Origin of the sequence: Clostridium mucosae (assembly GCF_024622765.1) — a bacterium.
GTDB lineage: Bacteria > Bacillota > Clostridia > Clostridiales > Clostridiaceae > Clostridium.
In genome coordinates this window covers 317,706-338,082 of sequence record NZ_JANKAF010000001.1, presented here as the reverse complement: position 1 = coordinate 338,082, position 20,377 = coordinate 317,706, and the positions used below count along the sequence as shown (strand labels likewise).

General features: G+C 27.9%; 21 protein-coding genes. All 21 read right to left on the bottom strand.

Going from position 1 to position 20,377, the window contains the following annotated elements; all coding sequences use genetic code 11:
- Window positions 1-170: 170 nt before the first annotated feature.
- The 21 genes from NSA50_RS01700 to spoIIIAG all read right to left on the bottom strand — a co-directional run bounded on the left by NSA50_RS01700 (window position 171) and on the right by spoIIIAG (window position 20,372).
- Window positions 171-1,391: a D-alanyl-D-alanine carboxypeptidase family protein gene (locus tag NSA50_RS01700; RefSeq protein ID WP_195264503.1), complete on the bottom strand. Its 1,221-nt coding sequence runs from the start codon at window positions 1,389-1,391 to the stop codon at window positions 171-173.
- 88 nt (window positions 1,392-1,479) lie between these two features.
- A complete protein-coding gene (locus NSA50_RS01695) occupies window positions 1,480-2,784 on the bottom strand; it encodes a pyrimidine-nucleoside phosphorylase (RefSeq protein ID WP_195264502.1) in 1,305 nt (434 codons plus the stop codon).
- A gap of 198 nt (window positions 2,785-2,982) precedes the next feature.
- Entirely contained in the window at window positions 2,983-3,861 is an 879-nt protein-coding gene (locus NSA50_RS01690; protein WP_195264501.1) for a tyrosine-type recombinase/integrase, read from the bottom strand.
- Between the two features lie 70 nt (window positions 3,862-3,931).
- Window positions 3,932-4,567 carry a stage II sporulation protein M gene (spoIIM, locus tag NSA50_RS01685; protein ID WP_195264500.1) on the bottom strand — a complete coding sequence of 212 codons (636 nt, stop codon included), beginning with the start codon at window positions 4,565-4,567 and terminating at the stop codon, window positions 3,932-3,934.
- Window positions 4,568-4,728: 161 nt separating this feature from the next.
- Window positions 4,729-5,247 (bottom strand): NUDIX domain-containing protein, encoded by a 519-nt coding sequence (locus tag NSA50_RS01680; protein WP_195264499.1) that lies wholly within the window; start codon window positions 5,245-5,247, stop codon window positions 4,729-4,731.
- A gap of 226 nt (window positions 5,248-5,473) precedes the next feature.
- Complete coding sequence (locus NSA50_RS01675) at window positions 5,474-6,397, bottom strand: alpha/beta hydrolase (protein ID WP_257442445.1); 924 nt, start codon at window positions 6,395-6,397, stop codon at window positions 5,474-5,476.
- 300 nt (window positions 6,398-6,697) lie between these two features.
- Window positions 6,698-7,504, bottom strand: coding sequence for a sporulation transcription factor Spo0A (gene spo0A, locus NSA50_RS01670; RefSeq protein WP_195428364.1), 807 nt, complete (start codon window positions 7,502-7,504; stop codon window positions 6,698-6,700).
- Window positions 7,505-7,844: 340 nt separating this feature from the next.
- Window positions 7,845-9,035, bottom strand: a complete 1,191-nt coding sequence (gene spoIVB, locus NSA50_RS01665) for a SpoIVB peptidase (RefSeq protein WP_257442441.1) — start codon at window positions 9,033-9,035, stop codon at window positions 7,845-7,847.
- Between the two features lie 182 nt (window positions 9,036-9,217).
- Window positions 9,218-10,918 carry a DNA repair protein RecN gene (recN, locus tag NSA50_RS01660; protein ID WP_257442439.1) on the bottom strand — a complete coding sequence of 567 codons (1,701 nt, stop codon included), beginning with the start codon at window positions 10,916-10,918 and terminating at the stop codon, window positions 9,218-9,220.
- Window positions 10,919-10,936: 18 nt separating this feature from the next.
- Window positions 10,937-11,386: an arginine repressor gene (locus NSA50_RS01655; RefSeq protein ID WP_195264494.1), complete on the bottom strand. Its 450-nt coding sequence runs from the start codon at window positions 11,384-11,386 to the stop codon at window positions 10,937-10,939.
- Window position 11,387: 1 nt separating this feature from the next.
- The gene (locus NSA50_RS01650; RefSeq protein WP_195264493.1) at window positions 11,388-12,239 is read right to left on the bottom strand and encodes an NAD(+)/NADH kinase; all 852 of its coding nucleotides are present in this window, start codon (window positions 12,237-12,239) and stop codon (window positions 11,388-11,390) included.
- Between the two features lie 100 nt (window positions 12,240-12,339).
- A complete protein-coding gene (locus tag NSA50_RS01645; protein WP_195264492.1) occupies window positions 12,340-13,149 on the bottom strand; it encodes a TlyA family RNA methyltransferase in 810 nt (269 codons plus the stop codon).
- 2 nt (window positions 13,150-13,151) lie between these two features.
- Window positions 13,152-15,020, bottom strand: coding sequence for a 1-deoxy-D-xylulose-5-phosphate synthase (gene dxs / locus NSA50_RS01640; protein WP_257442436.1), 1,869 nt, complete (start codon window positions 15,018-15,020; stop codon window positions 13,152-13,154).
- Window positions 15,021-15,039: 19 nt separating this feature from the next.
- Window positions 15,040-15,915, bottom strand: a complete 876-nt coding sequence (locus NSA50_RS01635) for a polyprenyl synthetase family protein (protein WP_195264490.1) — start codon at window positions 15,913-15,915, stop codon at window positions 15,040-15,042.
- Window positions 15,908-16,120: an exodeoxyribonuclease VII small subunit gene (xseB, locus tag NSA50_RS01630; RefSeq protein WP_195264489.1), complete on the bottom strand. Its 213-nt coding sequence runs from the start codon at window positions 16,118-16,120 to the stop codon at window positions 15,908-15,910. Before xseB ends, NSA50_RS01635 begins: the two co-directional genes overlap by 8 nt.
- A 15-nt stretch (window positions 16,121-16,135) precedes the next feature.
- Window positions 16,136-17,335 carry an exodeoxyribonuclease VII large subunit gene (gene xseA / locus NSA50_RS01625; RefSeq protein WP_195264488.1) on the bottom strand — a complete coding sequence of 400 codons (1,200 nt, stop codon included), beginning with the start codon at window positions 17,333-17,335 and terminating at the stop codon, window positions 16,136-16,138.
- The gene (locus NSA50_RS01620) at window positions 17,325-18,173 is read right to left on the bottom strand and encodes a bifunctional 5,10-methylenetetrahydrofolate dehydrogenase/5,10-methenyltetrahydrofolate cyclohydrolase (protein WP_257442431.1); all 849 of its coding nucleotides are present in this window, start codon (window positions 18,171-18,173) and stop codon (window positions 17,325-17,327) included. The genes xseA and NSA50_RS01620 overlap by 11 nt, the downstream gene beginning before the upstream one ends.
- 21 nt (window positions 18,174-18,194) lie before the next feature.
- A complete protein-coding gene (nusB, locus tag NSA50_RS01615; protein ID WP_195264486.1) occupies window positions 18,195-18,599 on the bottom strand; it encodes a transcription antitermination factor NusB in 405 nt (134 codons plus the stop codon).
- Window positions 18,600-18,725: 126 nt separating this feature from the next.
- Entirely contained in the window at window positions 18,726-19,112 is a 387-nt protein-coding gene (locus NSA50_RS01610) for an Asp23/Gls24 family envelope stress response protein (protein ID WP_257442428.1), read from the bottom strand.
- An 84-nt stretch (window positions 19,113-19,196) separates the two neighbouring features.
- Window positions 19,197-19,724 carry a SpoIIIAH-like family protein gene (locus tag NSA50_RS01605; RefSeq protein ID WP_195264484.1) on the bottom strand — a complete coding sequence of 176 codons (528 nt, stop codon included), beginning with the start codon at window positions 19,722-19,724 and terminating at the stop codon, window positions 19,197-19,199.
- A gap of 39 nt (window positions 19,725-19,763) precedes the next feature.
- Window positions 19,764-20,372 (bottom strand): stage III sporulation protein AG, encoded by a 609-nt coding sequence (gene spoIIIAG, locus NSA50_RS01600; RefSeq protein WP_257442425.1) that lies wholly within the window; start codon window positions 20,370-20,372, stop codon window positions 19,764-19,766.
- Window positions 20,373-20,377: the final 5 nt, after the last annotated feature.

Sequence of the window (20,377 nt, the reverse complement as noted above, 5' to 3'; positions counted from 1 at the left end):
ACGGAACTTAAATTATATATGAAAAATACTTTTATTTAAAAACCCAACAGGGATTTTCTCCTTAATTCTTTTGCTTTGCAAATGATAGAAAATATAAAATATCGGATATAAGTATTTTCACTTAATATCCGATATTTCATTATGTATATTTTAAAATATAATTATTTTTACTATACTCCTTTTTTAAACATGTTTTTCATATTGAATTTGAAGTTTTCAAATATTCCACCAAGTTTTATATCTCTATCTGAATATAATTCTACTTCTCCAATCTTTTCTTCTCCTAGATAAACTTCACATTTACCTACGACATCTCCTTGCTTATATTCCTTTTTAACTTCATCTATTACTATTCTCTTTTCTAATTCTGTATTTGTTCCCTTTGGTACTATTGCAACTAAATCTTCCTTTGCTCTAGCAACTAAGAACTTATCAGTTTGTTTGCTTAAATAAATATTCTCTACATCTTCATCCTTGGATAAAATCTTTTTACCTTCAAATTTAGAGAATCCATAATTTAAAAGCATTCCTGCATCTCTATTTCTTACCTTATATGTTGGTGCTCCCATAATAACAGATAGCATTCTAACACCATTTCTAGTTGCTGTTGCAGAAATACAGTATTTTGCTTCTTCAGTATATCCTGTTTTTAACCCATCGCAACCTTCAAAAAATCTTACAAGCTTATTATGATTAACTAATTCTATAGGTGATTTTCTTCCTTCAGATATAGTTTCCATATAAATTCCTGAATATTTTAATATTGTTGGATGTTTTAAAAGCTCCAAGGACATTATTGATATATCTCTTGCTGTAGATAAATGACCTTCTGTAGGTAAGCCATTACAATTTTTAAATGTTGTATTAGCCATACCTAATTCTTGAGCTCTTTTATTCATCATTTCTACAAAAGCTTCTTCTGTTCCACCTAAATATTCAGCTAATGCTACAGCAGCATCATTCCCAGATGCAATGGCAACACCTTTTAATAATTCTTCTACTGTTCTTATTTCTCCTGTATCTAGGAGCATTGTGCTTCCACCCATTTTCTTAGCATTTTCGCTACATGTTACCTTATCTTGTAATGTTATCTTTCCGCTATCTACAGCTTCCATAGTTAAAAGCATAGTCATTATTTTTGTTACAGATGCTGGAGCAAATTTTTCATCGATATTTTTCTCATAAAGAATTTTTCCACTTGTTGGCTCTATTAATAATGCTGATCTCGCATCTACATTTATTCCTTCATCACTAAAAACCTCTGTAGTCCATTCTTCATAAGTTTCTATAGACATATCATATGGTTCTATATCTGCCTTTACTGGAACTACAGATATAGATAATAAACTTAAAACAATTGCGACAACTTTATTCATAAATTTTTTATTCATTATATTGCCTCCCTTCAAAGCTTATTATTACCAATAAAAATAAAAATATGATAAAAAGAACTAAATTCTTCTTATCATATTTTTTTATTTATTCTATAACATCATATATTAGAGGAATTTCCTTATCTAGAGAGTTAGATATAATCATGTTCTTAATTATATCATTCTTAGCTTTTTTTATGTTACTTTCATCATTACTATGAATATAAGCTAGTATATCCCCCTCTTTTACTTTTTCACCTCTTTTTTTATTTAAAACTATACCTACAGATAGATCTATTGTACTTTCCTTAGTTTCTCTTCCTGCTCCAAGTTCCATTGCAATTAACCCAAAGGCTTCTGCATTTATTTTTGAAATCACACCCTCTTGAGTGGCTTTTACTTCAACTATATATTTTGCTTTAGGGAATTTATTAGTATCATCTACAAAACTTTCATCTCCACCTTGGGCCTTAACAAATTCCTTAAGTTTTTTTAATCCCTTACCATTATTAATATTTTCTAGTAATAATGCCTTACCTTCTTCGAAGTTTCTTGCTTTATTTCCACAAACAAGCATATAACTACCTAAAGTTAATGTTAATTCTAATAAATCTTTAGGTCCATTTCCTTTTAATAATTCTATAGCTTCTTTAACTTCAAGAGAATTACCTATTGCATATCCTAAAGGTTGATCCATATCTGAAATTATACCTATAGTTTTTCTTCCTACTGAACTTCCTATATCAACCATTTCTCTTGCTAGATCTTTAGCATCTTCAGGAGTCTTCATAAATGCTCCATCTCCAACTTTTACATCTAATACTATAGCATCTGCTCCTGAAGCAATTTTTTTACTCATTATACTTGATGCTATTAATGACATATTGTCTACTGTTGCTGTAACATCTCTAAGGGCATATATTTTCTTATCAGCTGGAGCAATATTTCCTGTTTGTCCAGTTAATGCTATCCCTATTGTATTTGAATTTTTTATAAATGTTTCTTCAGAAAGTTCTACCGAAAATCCATTAAATGCTTCTAATTTATCAATAGTTCCACCAGTATGCCCTAACCCTCTACCAGACATCTTAGCAACTGGAACTCCAAGCGATGCAACTAATGGTGTTAAACAAATGCTGGTCTTATCTCCAACTCCACCAGTAGAATGCTTATCTACCTTTACTCCATTTATTGAAGATAAATCAATTTTATCTCCTGAATCGACCATTGCCATAGTTAAATCTGCAGTTTCTCTTTTATTCATCTTATTAAAAAATATAGCCATAAGTAATGCTGATGCTTGATAATCTGGAACTTCTCCATTTGTAAATCCATTTACAAAAAACTCAATTTCTTCTTTAGATAATTCTAGACCTTTTCTTTTTTTTAATATAATGTCATACATTCTCATAAGAACATGACCTCCTACTTTAGTATATTATTTTAAAATTTTTATCTATTTAATTTGCTATATTGCAATAATAAATTTGCTTTTCTTAATTTCTAGAAGCTACTTTACATTCTTTTTGTATTTTAAAATTCTTAATTTAATACTTTTAATTTATCTAACTTCTTAAATTATATTATTTCATATAAATATTCCATATTATTATGCTCTAGGATGGGAATTTTTATATACAATATTTATTTTATCATTATTAATTATTTCATAATATGTGTCCATATAAGTTAGAACTTGATTTCCTAAAAGTTTTTGCACAGCTCTTACATTAGCTCCATTTTGTAATAAATGTACCGCAAAAGAGTGTCTAAAAGTATTTAAATTAACTTCTTTTTTAATTCCTGCTTTATGGGAATATTCTTTTACTATTCTCCATACACCTTGTCTTGTTAAATGATTTCCATTTAAATTAACAAATAGGGTATCAACTCCTGCAGATGCAATTTGATCTCTTATTTTTAAATATTCCTTCAATGCTTCTGTAGCACTTCTTCCAATTGGAATAAGCCTCTCATAATTTTTATTATCATGACATTTTACAAAGTTTAATTCTAAGTTAACATCCTCAACATTTAATCCAATTATCTCTGAAACCTTCATTCCAGTAGCATACATAAGTTCCAATAAAGCATTATCCCTTATTCCCTTATTGCAATCTTTATCTACAATTTTAATTATTCTGTCTACCTCATCTATAGTTAGTATTTCAGGCAACTTTTTAGTTGTAGTTGTATTCTTATAATATATCTTAGGTATTTCACTTACAACTTTTTGATCTTTCAAATAATTATAAAAACTTCTCAGACTTATAACTATTCTATTTATCGATCTTTCAGACTTACCTTGACTAAGTAAGTATTGTATATATCCAAGTACTGATACATTATCCGTTTCATCAATACTCATATTTTTACTCTTTAAATACTTAACATATAAGTTTACATCAGTTACATAGGCATAAACAGTGTTTTCACTTTTATGACTTTTTAATAAAGCTTCCTTATAATTATTCACAATTTCTTTCATAATTCTCCCCTATCCTAATACATTATTAATTCGACAAAAAAATTCTTATTCCTTCTTTATTTTCATTGGATTAGGTTAATTTATAAACTTTCGTTACTACCATTTTTATTAACCCTGGGCTCATATAGCACTCAATTATAACCCCTATGGCAAATAGGATAACAAAGAAACTTAATTTCATTACTAGTCCATTAAACATCAACTTACTACTTCCAATTCCATTAAAAAACTTTTCTTTTAACTTTACTGAAGATAATTCTAAAGAAATAATACTTATACCTATAAAGAAAGGTATATAAAATATGTTTTGCGGAACTGTCGATGCTAGAGCAAGCCAAACACCTTTACCTTCAAAGGTAGTTAATAAAAAACTAAAGGTATAACCTAAAGTAAATCCCTTTATTAAATCTATTATTAAAATTATAGGTGCTCCAAAGACAGTAAATCCTAGTGCTATTATAAGTAAAATAATCACTATATTATTTTTTATTATGCTTATAAGCAATTCATTTGTTTTTACCTCTTCAACATTTATACTTTTAATGAATCCTGTAAAGTAATCAGCTAAATCCTTTGCATCTACTCCATCCATATATTTTATGGTATATGAACCTAGTAGTATACCTACAAAGAAAAAAGTTAATACAAGTAAATAAAATATTTTATTTTCTCTAAAGTTTGAATTCAACTTTTCTATTAAATTCATATTATTCCTCCTCCATAGTTGCTATAGAACATAATATGTTTAAAGTTTCCTCATTATTCATAATTGAATATATGTAAAATATTTTTTTATAAAAAAAATAAAAAAATAGAGATAAACTACAAGTAATAGTTTATCTCCATTTATTTTTATCATATTAAAGTTTATAAGTATGAAAATACACTTATGGTTTTACCATCAATTATTTCACCTTTTTTTATCATTTCTTTAACATTATTTATATTTAATATTTTTACACTTGTAAACTCGTCTTCATCCTCATTTTTTTCACCTAAAGATAAATCCCAAGCCTTATATAAATGTATAATTTCATCACAAAAACCAGGTGCTGTTGCAATAGAACCTAAAAATTCTATTTCTTTTGCAATATATCCAGTTTCTTCTTGCAATTCTCTTTTTGCACACTCCATTGGATTTTCATTTTTATTAAGCTTTCCTGCTGGTATTTCTAATAATATCTTATTTAATGGTAATCTAAATTGTTCTACTAATATTATATTTTCAGAATCTAGAAATGCTATAACTGCACAAGCTCCTGGATGTTTTATAATATCTCTATTGCTATTTTTACCATTAGGTAACTCTACATCAATATTTACAAAATCTATAAAATTTCCTTTATGAATTAATTTTTCATTTAATATCTTTTCAGTTAAATCCATTATATTTCTCCTCATATTCATAAAAATTTTCTTAATAAAATTAATCATAGTAATTCTAGGCTAATTACTGCTGCTTTGACTAGTTAATTATTTAAATAATTCATTATATTTATATGTATAATTTTAATTCTACTTTAAATTAACCATTAACAAATTATTATAATAATTTAATAAAATCTTTAATATCTTCGACTTTCTCTTTAAAAATCATACTTATTCCGAACTCTTATTTATTGGTATATTTTCTTAAAAAACTAATAATTATATCAATTGTATCTTTGCAATAAAACAAACTGCCGCCATGATCTGCATCATCTACACAATAAAAATCTACATTCTTATTATGACTTGAACACTTTTCGTACAACTCAATACTTTGTTCAAATGGAACAACTCTATCTTTATTGCCATGAATTATTAATAGTGGATCATCATTTGAATAATCATTAATATAAAAAATAGGTGAAGCTTGTAATGCTAAATCCAAATTATCTGAAAGACAATCAACCCCAATTATATCAGTTGCCGGTGAATTTCTTTCATGATCAAAAGCTGAACAATATTTATTCATAGTAGCCAAATTACTTACTCCATACAGATTTATAAATCCCCTTACGTCACATAACAGTTCATTTGTATAATCTATTTTATAATTATTCCAAGTTGCCCAACATAAAGAAGCAGTATGTCCTCCGCTTGAATCACCTGATATAAATACATTATTTATATCAATATTTAACTCATTACTATGCTTTTGAATATATCTCATTGCACATTTTGTATCTAATACTTGTCCTGGAAATAATGCAACATTACTTGGACGATACTCAACAATAGCTAATACATATCCACTAGTAACAATATCTTTAAAATCCAAAACATGCTCATTTAAATCTTGTTTCATCCATGCAGACCCTTGAACATGAAGAAATAAAGGATACTTTTCATTTTCTTTAAGCTGTTCTGGATAAATAAATCTTAATTTTAATTCCATACCATCTTTTTCACAGTAAACTATATCCTTTCCAATAAACGCTCTTACATTTTTTTTATCGCCTTTTATTACCTTTGTTCTTCTTGGATAATTTGTTACCTTTGGCATATCATCATATGTATATTTGATAATTGAATCCTTAACATTACCTCTCATAATCTGACTCACTTCCTGTGAGCCTTTAATTTACTCATAGTATTAGTATATCATTTATTTACAAAAATTTAATAAATAATTATAATATAAATGTGCATTTTCTTTCCAAGCTCTAGAATTTTATTAAATAAAAAACACCTCCTAAACAGTATGGAATAAACCCAACTGATAGAAAGTGTTCTGTCTACTTAAGTTAATATTAATTTATTAGTATAAAATATACTTTGTTGCTATAAACAACATAGATTTAACTTTTTCAAATTACTTGTTCAACAGCCATTTTACTGACTTTAATAAGTATTAGCTAACTTTATTCTTAAGTCTTAGCTTGTCAGCTATGATTGCTATGAATTCACTATTAGTTGGCTTACCTTTTTCATTGTGAATTGTATATCCAAATAGCTTGTTAATAGCATCAACTTGGCCTCTTCCCCAAGCAACTTCGATAGCGTGTCTTATTGCTCTTTCAACTCTTGAAGCTGTTGTGTTATACTTTTTAGCTATTGATGGATATAATTCCTTTGTAACAGCAGACAATAATTCCATATCGTTAACAACCATTGTAATTGCTTCTCTTAAATACATATATCCCTTAATATGAGCAGGCACCCCAATTTCATGGATTATGCTTGTAATTTCAGTTTCTAAATCTACTGGTCCTCTAGATTGATGCTTAACTTCTTGTTCTATTACAGTAGATTGTTTCCTAATTACTTCGTTTGAAGATCCATTAAACATTTCTCTTATTCTCTTAGTGAAAACATCCATATCGAAAGGTTTTACAACATAATAATCAGCACCTAAAGTAATAGCTCTTTGCGTAATTTTATCTTGTCCAACTGCAGAAAGAACTATAATTCTTGGCATTTTTTCTAAATTCATTGAGTTTAATTTTTCAAGCACTCCTAGACCATCTAAATGTGGCATGATTATATCTAAAACTACTAAATCTGGTTGTTTTTCCTCTATAAGAGCTAAGGCTTCCCTTCCATCCTTAGCAACTGCAGTAACTATAATATCTCTTTGATTTAATAAATAATCGTTTAAGATACTGCAAAACTCCTTGTTATCATCAGCTATTAAAACTGAAATTTTTGAATCATTCATACTTTTCTCCCCCATCTTCCCAAAATACTCGAATTAATCCGAGTACATACTAAGTTCTTTTAAAAATTTATCTTTTAAAATTCATCTATAAATATTATATATAGACATAACAGAAAAAAACAATCCTTTTCAAGATTAATTAATATCATTATAACACAATTTATTTGATTTTAATAGTTTTTTTACATTTTTTTCAAAATTTTATTATAATATTTATTTTTTATATAGATAAATTTCATTTTTCTGACAGCAAAAATGATAAGAGTACTAATATACCCTTACCATTTTATATAATTATAACACTAAAAGTATTATAAAACTATTCAAATTTACTAATATTTTATTCAATTATCCCTGCATCTTTTAGCATCCATTCAATATATATTCCATAACCTACATCTGGTTTATTTATTAATACATGAGTTACCGCTCCAACTAATTTATCATTTTGAATAATAGGGCTTCCACTCATTCCTTGAACTATTCCACCTGTTTTTTCTAGAAGTTCTTCATCTGTAACTTTTATTACCATACTCTTAGGTCCAGGTTCCTCTTGAGGTAATAATTTTACTATTTCTATATCATACATTTTAGGACCATTTTCATCTATTGTTGTTATAATCTGTGCTGCTCCTTCTTTTATCTCATTTCTAAATCCTACTTTTAATGGTTTATTAAAACTTTCATTAACCAAGTCAGTACTTGCTTCACCAAATATACCCGCTTCTGTATTCTTTTCTATTTTAGCTAAACTTTCTTTTTCATTCACAAATAATCCTTTTAATTCTCCTGGTGAGCCTTTTTCCCCTTTTCTAACACTTATTACTGAAGAATTTAATAAATCTCCATTTCTTACTGTAAAAGGTTTATTAGTATCACCATCTGTTATAGGATGCCCTAAAGCACCAAATATTGAAGTATTTTTATCATAAAATGTTAATGTTCCTATTCCTGCAGTTGAATCTCTAACCCAAAGCCCTAATTTATACTCATTATTTTCTTTTTGTAAATCTATTTCTTTGCTTTCTATATTACCATTTCTAAGATAATCAACATTTATTTTAGAATTATCTAGATTTTTAATTTTTTTTGATAAATCCTTTGAGCTTTGTATTTCCTCTCCGTTAATCTTTATAAGTACATCTCCAAGTTCTATACCTGAATTTTTGGCAGGACTTTCAACCTTACCTTCTAATGATTCTATATCAGAATGTCCCACAACTAAAACACCTTTAGTTGATAACTTTATTCCAACACTTGTTCCACCTGGATACACCTCTAAATCATTCACTTTAGATACTGCAACAGACTTAATAGGAATAAGACCTAAAAGTTTTACTTGAAGCTCATCCTTCTTTATTTTGCTGTTCTTCATAAATATATTATCTGATAGTACTACATCAGAAGTTGAAGAAGCTTCATTTACATATATTTTTTCTGGAATACTACTTAAGCTAAAGAAAGTAATTAAACCCAGAATCAACATTGGAGTTATTATTACGCCTAAATATTTTAACTTTTTCATCCTCATATCATCTCCTCCTTTGCTTCTGTATTTAACTTTCCCTCATCTACATTCTTATATGCTGTATTAAGTTTGTTAAAAACGTTAAAAATTTTAAAGATATAACTACAAAAATATAAAAAAATAAAATCATGGTAAATAACCATGATTTTAGTGTATTCATTTTTTTATTAAGTTATGTATCATATTTATGAATAACTTTTTAATATTTCTTGTTTTTTTAACTCTGCAAAAGCGACCATTTCTGAAGCATTTTCTAAAGTAACATCACTTACTTCATCTCCACTGGTCATTTTTGCAATTTCTTTAACTTTGTCATATTTATCTAAAGTTCTGATTTGTGTAAATGTTTTTTCATTTTCAACTTTTTTTGATACAAAATAATGACAATCAGAAAGTGCCGCTATTTGAGGTAAATGCGTTATACACAACACTTGATGTTTAGTAGAAACTTCATACATTTTTTCTCCAACTCTTTTAGCTATAGTTCCACTTATTCCAGTATCTATTTCATCAAAAATAAGAGTTGGTATTTTGTCCTTATCAACAAAAACACATTTAAGTGCTAACATAATTCTTGAAAGCTCACCACCTGAAAGAACTTTTTCTAGTGGTTTTAAAGGTTCTCCTGGATTTGTAGAAATCAGAAATATAACTTCATCAAATCCTCTAGAATTAAATGATTCACATTTTTCTATTGATATTTTAATTTCTGCTTTTTCCATTCCAATATAAGATAGCTCATACTTTACTTTTTCTTCAAGATTCGCAGAATTTTTTTCTCTTATATTATGCATTTCTTCAGAAACTTGTCTCATTTCTTCTTCTAATTTTTCTTTTTTTAAATTTAATTCTTTAATTATTTCTTCAGAATTAATTAGTTCATCATATTGTAATTTTAACTTTTCTAAATAACTCAAAATTTCTTCTACTGATTCCCCGTATTTTTTCTTATATAAACTAATTTCATATATTCTAGAATTTATCTTTTCTAATTCAAATTCATCATAATAAATTTCAGATGATAAATCTCTTACTTCTCTTGAAATTTCCTCTAAAGTGTAAAGGGCTTCTTCCATTCTTTCTCTTTTATCTATTAATTTTTCAAAATGCTTTTCAACTATTGATAATTCATTAACAGCTTTTGATATTCCTTCAATAACTGAAATACCTTCCATTGGATTATCTAAAACAGAATAGGTTTTACTTAGAGCTAAAGAAATTTTTTCAGCATTTGAAAGCAAATTAAATTCCTCATTTAAACTTTCTTCTTCACCAACTTTTAATTTAGCTTTTTCTATATCATCAATTTGAAATTTTATATAATCCACTAACTTTTCTCTATCTGCATTACCATTTAACTCTTTTATCTTTTCTAAAATCAAATTTTGTTCTTTTCTTAAGTCTTCAAACTTTTCTAAATATGGATTTAATTCTTCTCCTATAAAATCATCTAAATAATATATGTGAAACGCTCTATTTAGTAAATTCTGATTTTGATGTTGCCCATGTATATCTAATAGTTTTTCTCTTATTTTCCTTAGATATGAAAGTACTACTGATTTTCCATTTACTTTTATTATGCTTTTACCAGATAAAGTTGTTTCTCTTGAAATTATTAATATTTCTTCATATTCAAGATCTAGCTCTTTTAAAACTTCAATGATCTCTTCATTTTCAAGTGAGAATATTGCTTCAACAAAAGTTTTCTCTTCCCCATATCTTATTAAATCCTTTGAAAATTTTCCACCTAAAACATAATCTATAGTATCAATTAATATAGATTTACCAGCACCTGTTTCTCCTGATAATATATTAAAGCCTTTTCCAAATTCAACACTTAATTCCTGAATTAAAGCAAAGTTCTTTATATTTAATTGTAATAACATATTATATCACCTTTAATTTTATAAAATCATTTTTCTAACTTTCTCTACTAATTCTTCAGCTTTATCTAAACTTCTTACTAAGATAAAGATTGTATTATCTCCAGCAATTGTTCCTGCAACTTCTGTATCAAATAATGTATCTATTGCTTCAGCAACTGCCATAGCAGATCCAGTTAGTGTCTTTACAACAACAAATTTATCTACATTTTCTACTGATACAGCAGCATTTGATAAAATGCTCGATAACTTATCATTTATATCCTTTGATTCCTTAGATGATGCAACATATCTGTAATTTCCTGAAGCCCCTTGCATCTTTATTAACTTTAGTATTTTTATATCTCTAGAAACTGTTGCTTGCGTTACATCAAATCCTGCCATTTTTAACTCTTCTGCAAGCTCTTCTTGTGTTTCTATATCTTTTTCACTAATTATCTCTAAGATTTTATTATGTCTTTTTGATTTCAAATTAATCACCTTCACATTCTTTCCAGTTATTTAGAATTTTTGCCCGTAGTACTTTAAAATAATCATAATCATCAAACAAAACTATATTTGCATATTCTTCTGCTTTTTTTATTTTTATTATAGTTTGATTTGTTGTTTTTATAGCTTTTTGTCCATCAAAAGTTATATATACTTCTTCTTCTTCATTTTCTGCTTTAATTTCAATTTCGCTACTACTATTTAAAACAATTGTTTGCATTCCTTTGGGATGAGGACAAATTGGAGTTAAAGTTATTACATCTACATCTGGATAAATAAAGGGACCTCCAGCTGAAAATGAATATGCCGTTGATCCAGTAGGTGTTGCTATAATTAATCCATCACCTTTAAAATTATAATATCTTTTACCATCTATAAATATCTGAAACTTTACCATTCTTGATAATGTTCCTCTTGCTACAACTATATCGTTTAGAGCCAATGATTCATTTTTTATGCCTTCTAGAGGTAAATCGCATGTTAAAAGCATCCTTCTTTGAGAAATATAATCCCCTTCTTTTAGTTTTATAAAAGCTTTATCCATTTCAGAGACTTCTATACTTGATAAAAAGCCCAAATTCCCAATATTAATCCCTAAAATAGGTACATTTAATTTTCCATTTATACCTCTAGCAACACTTAAGATAGTTCCATCTCCACCTAAAACTATTATAAGATCAAGCAGCTCCTTAAATTCATATTTTATTATATCATAACTATTTAACATAATTATTTCTACATTATTAAAATATTTATAAAGCTTTTCTTTTACTTTCATAGCAATTTTATTATTTTTATCTTTAGATGGATTGATTGCAATGGCAACTTTCTTCATAATCACGCCCCCTTATACTGTATTAATATCTCATATAAATTTCATTTAAGACTTCAAGTATTATCCTGAAGCCTTAAACAAAAACTATTTTTAATATATTTTATAGTGAATTATGAGATTCATTTACTATTTTTTCTATATCATCTAATGTAAATGTTGATTCTTTCTTTGTGTCTTTAGTGAAATAAACTAAATATTCGATATTTCCCTCTGGTCCCTTAATTGGAGAATAACTAACTGATAGAATATTTAGGTTTTGACTAATTAAAAATTCTACTATGTCTAAAACTACTTCTTTATGAACATTTATATCCCTAACTACACCTTTTTTTCCTACTTTTTCTTTTCCAGCTTCAAATTGAGGCTTTATTAATGCAACAACTTCTCCACTTTCATTTAATAAACTTAAAGTTGCAGGCATTATTTTCTTTAGTGAAATAAAAGATACATCTATAGAAGCAAAATCTGTTAGTTCTCCTAATGTTTCAGGCGTTACATATCTGATGTTAGTACGTTCCATACAAACAACCCTAGGATCTGTTCTAAGCTTCCAAGCAAATTGCCCATATCCAACATCAATTGAAAACACTTTCTTTGCATCATTTTGTAACATGCAATCAGTAAATCCTCCAGTAGAAGCTCCTATATCCATACAAATCTTATCTTTTAAGTTTACTCCAAATTCCTTTACAGCTTTTTCAAGCTTTAATCCACCTCTACTTACATATGGTATCTCCTGACCTTTAAATATAATATCTGCATCGACACTAACCTTTTCTCCAGCTTTATCAACTCTTTGCCCGTCTACAAATATTTTACCAGCCATTATGTTAGTTTTAGCACGTTCTCTTGATGTGAATATGCCTTTTTCAACTAAAAGTATATCTAATCTTTCTTTTTTCCCAGACATCTTTATCTCCTTTTTTTGTTAAGTTCTATGATAACTTCTGCTATTCCTTCTGGATCTAATTTATTTTCTTTATATAATAAATCTACATTTCCTTGTGGAATAAATTTATCTTTGAATCCTAATGCTTCAAATTTATTTCTAAAGCCTAGCTCATATAACTTCATTAGAACATAGCTACCAAATCCACCATTAGTTATATTATCTTCAATAGTCACTATATCATAGCCTTCTTCTACTAAACTCTCTAGCATATTATTATCCAATGGTTTTACAAATGTAGCATTTATTATTGTAGGATTAATGCCATTAGCTTTTAATATGTCTTTAGCTAGTAATGCATGTTGAAGCATTTTTCCTACTGCAATTATAGCAATCTTTTCTCCACTTATAATTTTTTCCCACTTACCATAACTTATTTTTGTTAATGGATTCATTTCAGTACAACAATCTGCACCCCTAGGGTATCTTATAGCTACTGGTCCATTTTGTGTAAGAGCCCACTTTAACATAACCTTTATTTCATCTAAATGTTTTGGCGCCAATACAGTCATATTGGGAACTTGAGATAAATAGGATAAATCAAACATTCCTTGATGTGTTTCTCCATCCTCTCCAACTAATCCTGCTCTATCTATTGCAAAAATAACTGGCATATTTTGAATACACACGTCATGAATTAATTGATCGAAGGCTCTTTGCAAGAATGTAGAATATACAGCAAAAATAGGTTTTAAGTTTGCACTTGCAAGACCTGCTGCAAGTGTTGTTGCATGTGCTTCAGCAATCCCTACATCAAAAAATCTATTTGGAAACTCTTTTGCAAAACTCTTAAGTCCTGTTCCATCAGGCATAGCAGCAGTTATTGCAACTATTCTATCATCTTCTTTTGCTAAATCTATCATAGCATCACCAAATACCTTTGAGTATGATCTTTCGCTAGGAATATATGCTTCTCCACTTTCTAAATCAAAAGGGCTTACTCCATGGTACTTATTTGGTTTTTTTTCTGCTAATTCATAACCTTTTCCTTTATTTGTAACCACATGTATTATAACAGGCTCATTAATTTGTTTTGCCTTTTCTAATACTTCCGTCATCATTTCTATATCATGTCCATTTATAGGTCCTATATACTTTAATCCCATATCTTCAAAAAGCATAGATGGCACTACAAATTGTTTAATACTATCTTTAAATCTTGATATACAACTTGCAATTTTTTTACCTGCTTTAGAATTACTTAAGGTTTCATTTATATTTGATTTTAGTTTATTATATTTAGGTTCCATCCTTAAGTTATTTAAATGTGTTGATAATCCACCAACATTAGGTGATATAGACATTTGATTATCATTTAAAATAACGATCATTTTTGTCTTATTAAATCCTACATCATTCAATGCCTCTAAAGCCATTCCACCTGTCAATGCTCCATCACCTATAACTGCAATAACTTCATTATCTTCATTTTTAATATCTCTAGCTCTTGCCATTCCTAGTGCAGCAGATATTGATGTGCTACTATGTCCTGTATCAAAAGCATCATATTTACTTTCACATCTCTTTGGGAATCCACTTAATCCATTATACTGTCTAAGATTATTAAATTGATCTTTTCTACCTGTAAGTATTTTATGAACATAGCTTTGATGACCAACATCCCAAACTATTTTATCTTTTTCTAAATTAAAACTTTTAAATAGACTTATAGTCAGCTCTACAACTCCTAAATTAGAAGCTAGATGTCCTCCTGTTTTAGATACACTATCTATTAAAAATTCTCTAATTTCTCCAGCAAGTACTTCTAATTCAACATTTGATAACTCTTTAACTTCTTTTGGAGAAGTTATCTTATCTAACATTTTACCCATAATTAAACCTTTCTTTCTATTAAAATTCTCTATTTAATAAATCTAAAGTTATTGTTTCTAAATTTATCGATTCTACAGAAAGGCCTTTCAACAATTCAATACATTCTTTTGTTAAATTTTCACATTCTCTTTTACAATATTCTAACCCAAATAAAGATATAAAATTGGATTTATTATTATTTTCATCGCTTTTAGTATTTTTACCAAGCTTTGAAATATCCCCTGTTATATCTAAGATATCATCCTTAATTTGAAATGCTAAACCAAGCTTTAATCCGAAATCATTTAAAATTTCTATATCTTCTTTAGGAGCATCTGCAAGTATAGCTGCTGCTACAATAGATACCCTTATTAGTTCTCCAGTTTTTTTACTATGCATATAAAGAAGTTCTTCTTTAGATATTAACTTTCCTTCATTTATAACATCTACTATTTGCCCGCCTATCATTCCTTCTGGCCCTGCTGCTTCTGCTATTTCCCTTGATGCTAATAGTGCTTTAGAACCATTTTTTATAGAAAATTTCATCATTAAACTCATTGCCTCATTTAATAGCATATCTCCTGCTAATACGGCTATATTTTCACCAAATTTTTTATGATTAGTCGGCATTCCTCTTCTTAAATCATCATTGTCCATACATGGAAGATCATCATGTATAAGAGAATAGGTATGAATCATTTCTATTGCTGAGGCCATTTCTATTATGTCTTTATAATTTTCTTTGTATAATTCATAAGTCAATAAAAATAATATAGGTCTTATTCTTTTGCCTCCTATATTTAAACTATAACTTGCTGAATCATATATAATTTTATTATAACTTCCTTTGTCATTAAAATATACATTTAAATACTCATTTATAAAATCTCTATGTTTTTCTATAATATTACTCATTCTTTAGCTCCACTTCCATATTCTCTTTTATTGTTGTTAGCTTTCCTTCTAAAGAATTTAGTGTCTTGTATAATTTATTAATAAGTTTAACTCCACTCTCGTACTCTTTCATTAACTCTTCAAGCGGAAGTTCATTATTTTCCATATTACTCAAAATAGTTTGTAGGCCTTTAACCATATCATCGTAAGATTCTTTCTTTGCCATAAACTCTTCAACTCCTTAATCCATGGAAATAATTTTTCCTTTAACTTTTCCATCTTTAAATATTATATTAAATTCATCTAAATCCTTTATATCTTCTTTAGATGAAATTATATTCTTTTCATTATCTTCAATAAATGTATATCCTTTTTTCAACACATTTATTGGGTTATGAGCCTCTAAAATATCATTTAACGATTTAATTCTAATCTTTTCTTTTTCCATTCTACTGAAAACTAATTTTTTCATTCTATCTTCTATTCTATCTAGTTCCAAATAAGAATTAGATAAAATTACTTCTGGACTATTTAAAGATAATATTTTTTTATAATTCGATAACTTTTCTTTTTCATAACTAAATTTATTAAATACTATTTCATTTATTCTTTTGTTATAGCTATCTATTTCATTTATTATATCAATTTCTAGTGGCACAGCAATTTCTGCAGCCTGAGACGGAGTTGATGCTCTATAGTCACTTACAAAATCAGATATTGTAAAATCAACTTCATGCCCAACAGCTGAAATTATAGGTAGCTTAGATTTGAATATTTCTTTAGCTAAAGCTTCCTCATTAAAATTCCATAACTCTTCTATTGAACCTCCACCTCTACCAATTATTATAACATCCACACTTTTAGTATCATTAAAATATTTAATTCCATCGATTATTGTTCTGTAAGCGCCTTCACCTTGAACTAGAGCAGGATATAATACAATATCAATTAAACTACTCCTTCGCTTTGATACATTTATTATATCCCTTATAACAGCTCCAGTTTCTGATGTTACAACCCCTATTCTCTTTGGCATTCTAGGTATTGTTTTTTTATACTTCTCATCAAAGTAACCTTCTTCTTGAAGCTTTTTCTTAAGTTTTTCAAATTTTATATGTAGTTCACCAATACCTTCTTTTTGTAACTTTTCTATATATAATTGAAGTGATCCAGTTCCTGGATAAATTGAGCACCTAGCATTAGCTACAACTTCCATTCCTTCAGTTAATTTAAAGTCTAAATCCACGCTATTACTTTTAAACATAACACAATTAATTTTACTTACTGAATCTTTTAAAGAAAAATATATATGTCCACTACTATGATATTTTAAATTTGATATTTCTCCCTTTACTAAAAGATTGTTTAAAATAAAATCATTATCTAATGTCTTTTTGATATAGTTATTAAGTTCACTAACTGTTAAAGTTTTAATTCTCATTGTTCTCTAACGCCTCACATGAATTTTTTATAAGTAGAGTCGTAGTTAAAGCTCCAACTCCTCCTGGAACTGGTGTTATCTTTTGTACAATCGGCTCTACTTTATCAAAATCTACATCTCCAGTAATTTTACCATTTAAAGATGAGGTTCCAACATCAATTATTATAGAATTACTATTTACATATTCATCAGTTAAAAATTTAGGCTTTCCTATTGCTACTACAATAATATCTGCTACTTTACAAACCTCTTTTAAGTTGTTAGTTTTTGAATGGCAAATTGTAACTGTAGCATTTTTATTTAATAATAATTGTGATACTGGTTTTCCTACAATATTACTTCTTCCTATAACTACAATATTTTTACCCTCAAGTTCAATATTTGATCTCTCCAATATTGTTATTATTGAATTTGGGGTACAAGGCAAATATGTTTTTTCATTACAATATAATTTGCCTTGATTAATATATGTTAAACAATCTATATCTTTTGCTGGGGAAATGGCATTTATTATTTTCTTCTCATTAAATCCTTGCGGAAGAGGAAGTTGCAATATTATTCCATCTACTTTTTCATCAGAATTTAATAGTTCTATTTTTCTTAATAGTTCCTCTTCTAATATATCTTCATTAAGTAATAGTTTTTCAAAATTACAACCAAGTGAAGTTGCTACTTTTTCTTGACTATTAATGTAGTAGACAGATCCACCATCATTTCCTACTAAAATTGATACTATCTTTGGAGGTCTAAGCCCTAACTCTTTTCTTTTTAATATGTACTCTTTTATTTCTTCTTTTACATTATTTGAAATTTCTTTACCATTTAAAATTTTCCCCATGAAAAATACCCCCATTACATTTTATAAACTCTTAAATGCTTTATCTAAAACTCCATTTACAAATGAAACACTTTTTTCGTCTGAATATTTTTTTGTTAATTCAATTGCTTCATTTATAGCAACCTTTTCTGGAACGTCTTCTACATAAAGCATTTCTGCAATTGCTAATCTCAATATTGAAAGATTAACCTTTGATACTCTATCTAGCTTCCAATTTGTTAATGCTTCTTCTATTTTTTTATCTATTACAGTTATATTTTCTTCAACCTTAGCTAAAATCCCTTTTATGTATTCTAAATCTATAGTTTTTAAATTCATTTCATAATCTTCTATAAATGTTTCTATTGTTTCCTCTAATGTATTTTTGCTTAAAGTCATCCCAAAAAGTAATTCCATGGCTATTTCTCTAGATCTTTTTCTATTCATCTTATCCTCCTAAGTGTTCTTACTACTAATATTATTAACCTTCTAAAACTTTCTAATCATAAATATACTACAACAAATTTATTTAAAGCACAAGGAAAACACCCTCTGAAAAATCAGAGGGTGAAATTAATTTTCCTTACTTTCTTCTTTTTCAGTTTTTGGTAAGTAAATGCTTTGAACATTTATATTAACATATTCAACATTCAATCCAGTCATTGCTTCAACAGTCTTTTTAACATTTTCTTGAACTGCATTTACTACTTCTGGTATTTTTACACCATACTCTACTGCTAAATTTAAATCTATTATAGCACTATTTTCGCTTAATGTTACTTTTACATTTTTTCCTACATTCTTCTTACCTTTTAGCAATTGTGATATGTTGTTACCACCCATTTGTTGTAAGTCTTCTACGCCTTTAATTTCTTCAGCTGCAATTCCTGCTATTACACTAACAACTTCATCAGAAATTTTTACTCTCCCTAGATTATCATCATAGTTTTTATTTTCCATGTACTTACCTCCTAAGCGTTTTGATGACAAAACTCTTTTTTTCTTATGTTTATTATATCAAACCAATAATTATATTACAATGAATTATTTCTTTGATTCTATTATCACATCACTAATCCCAGAAACATTTTCAGCTATTTCTTGAATTGCTGCACTATCAGCTTCTGTTACTTCATCAGCTTTAACAACTATTCTAACTTTATTACCTTCTATTGAGCATAATGCATCTTCAAATCCTTGATTTTTAACATTTACTTCTATTCTACTTTCTTTATCTATAAGCATAGTCTTTTCTCTTAATTCATTATCTGCAAGATCTTTTTGTTCTTGAGATGTATTTACATCATTTTTTAATGAAGTTAATTGTTGAATTGTTGCTGCGTCCTTTTGATCTCTTTCACTTCTTAAGCTATAGAAATAATCTTGAGTTCCTAAAGTTTCCTTATCATCTTTCTTTTCATTATCCTTATCTTCTTCTGTTCCTTGTGATATTACTTGGCTAAAATCTGTTGGATCATTTAACCCCGTCTTATTTAATTTTGCTGCAATAACTCCTACACATACTATAAGAGCCATTAGTGTGAAAATAATACCAAATTGTTTTTTTGTCATTTTAATTTCCCCCCATCTTTTTTTCATTTTAATTATATGCTAATTTTTCATAGGATATACATTAACCTTATCTATAGAAATTCCATATAAACTAGACACAGCTACCTGTATATCATATTTAACTTTACTACTGCTTGCGCCTTCGGCTACTATAACCACTCCACTAATTTCTGGCTTATTAGTCTGTAAAATATATGGTTCATTTTTGCTTCCATCACCTGCCATAACAACTTTACTTCCATCAGTTTGCTGAGTATTCGTTCTCTTTCCACCTTGATTATCTGTTTCTTCTGTTGTTGCTTCTTGGGTAGTATTTTCTGTTGCTGGAACCTTTACTTCTCCACTTTTAAAGTAAATCATAACCTCAACTTCTCCTACGTTCTCTATTTTTGTTAAAAGATTTTTCAACTCTTTTTTTTCTTGAGCTTCATAACTATCAATTATTTCATCTGATTGATTTTGTAAATCAGATGAATTTTGCGTAGTAGTGTTTACACTTGTTGGTTTTGTTTCTTTTTTTCTGCCCGTTGTCAAAAAGCTAATAGCTAATAAAACAAAAGCTAAGACTAATGCAATACAAACTGCATTTAAAAACTTTTTATCATTTATAACGTTAGCTAGCTCTTTTTTCCAATCACCTTTCCCCATTTTCT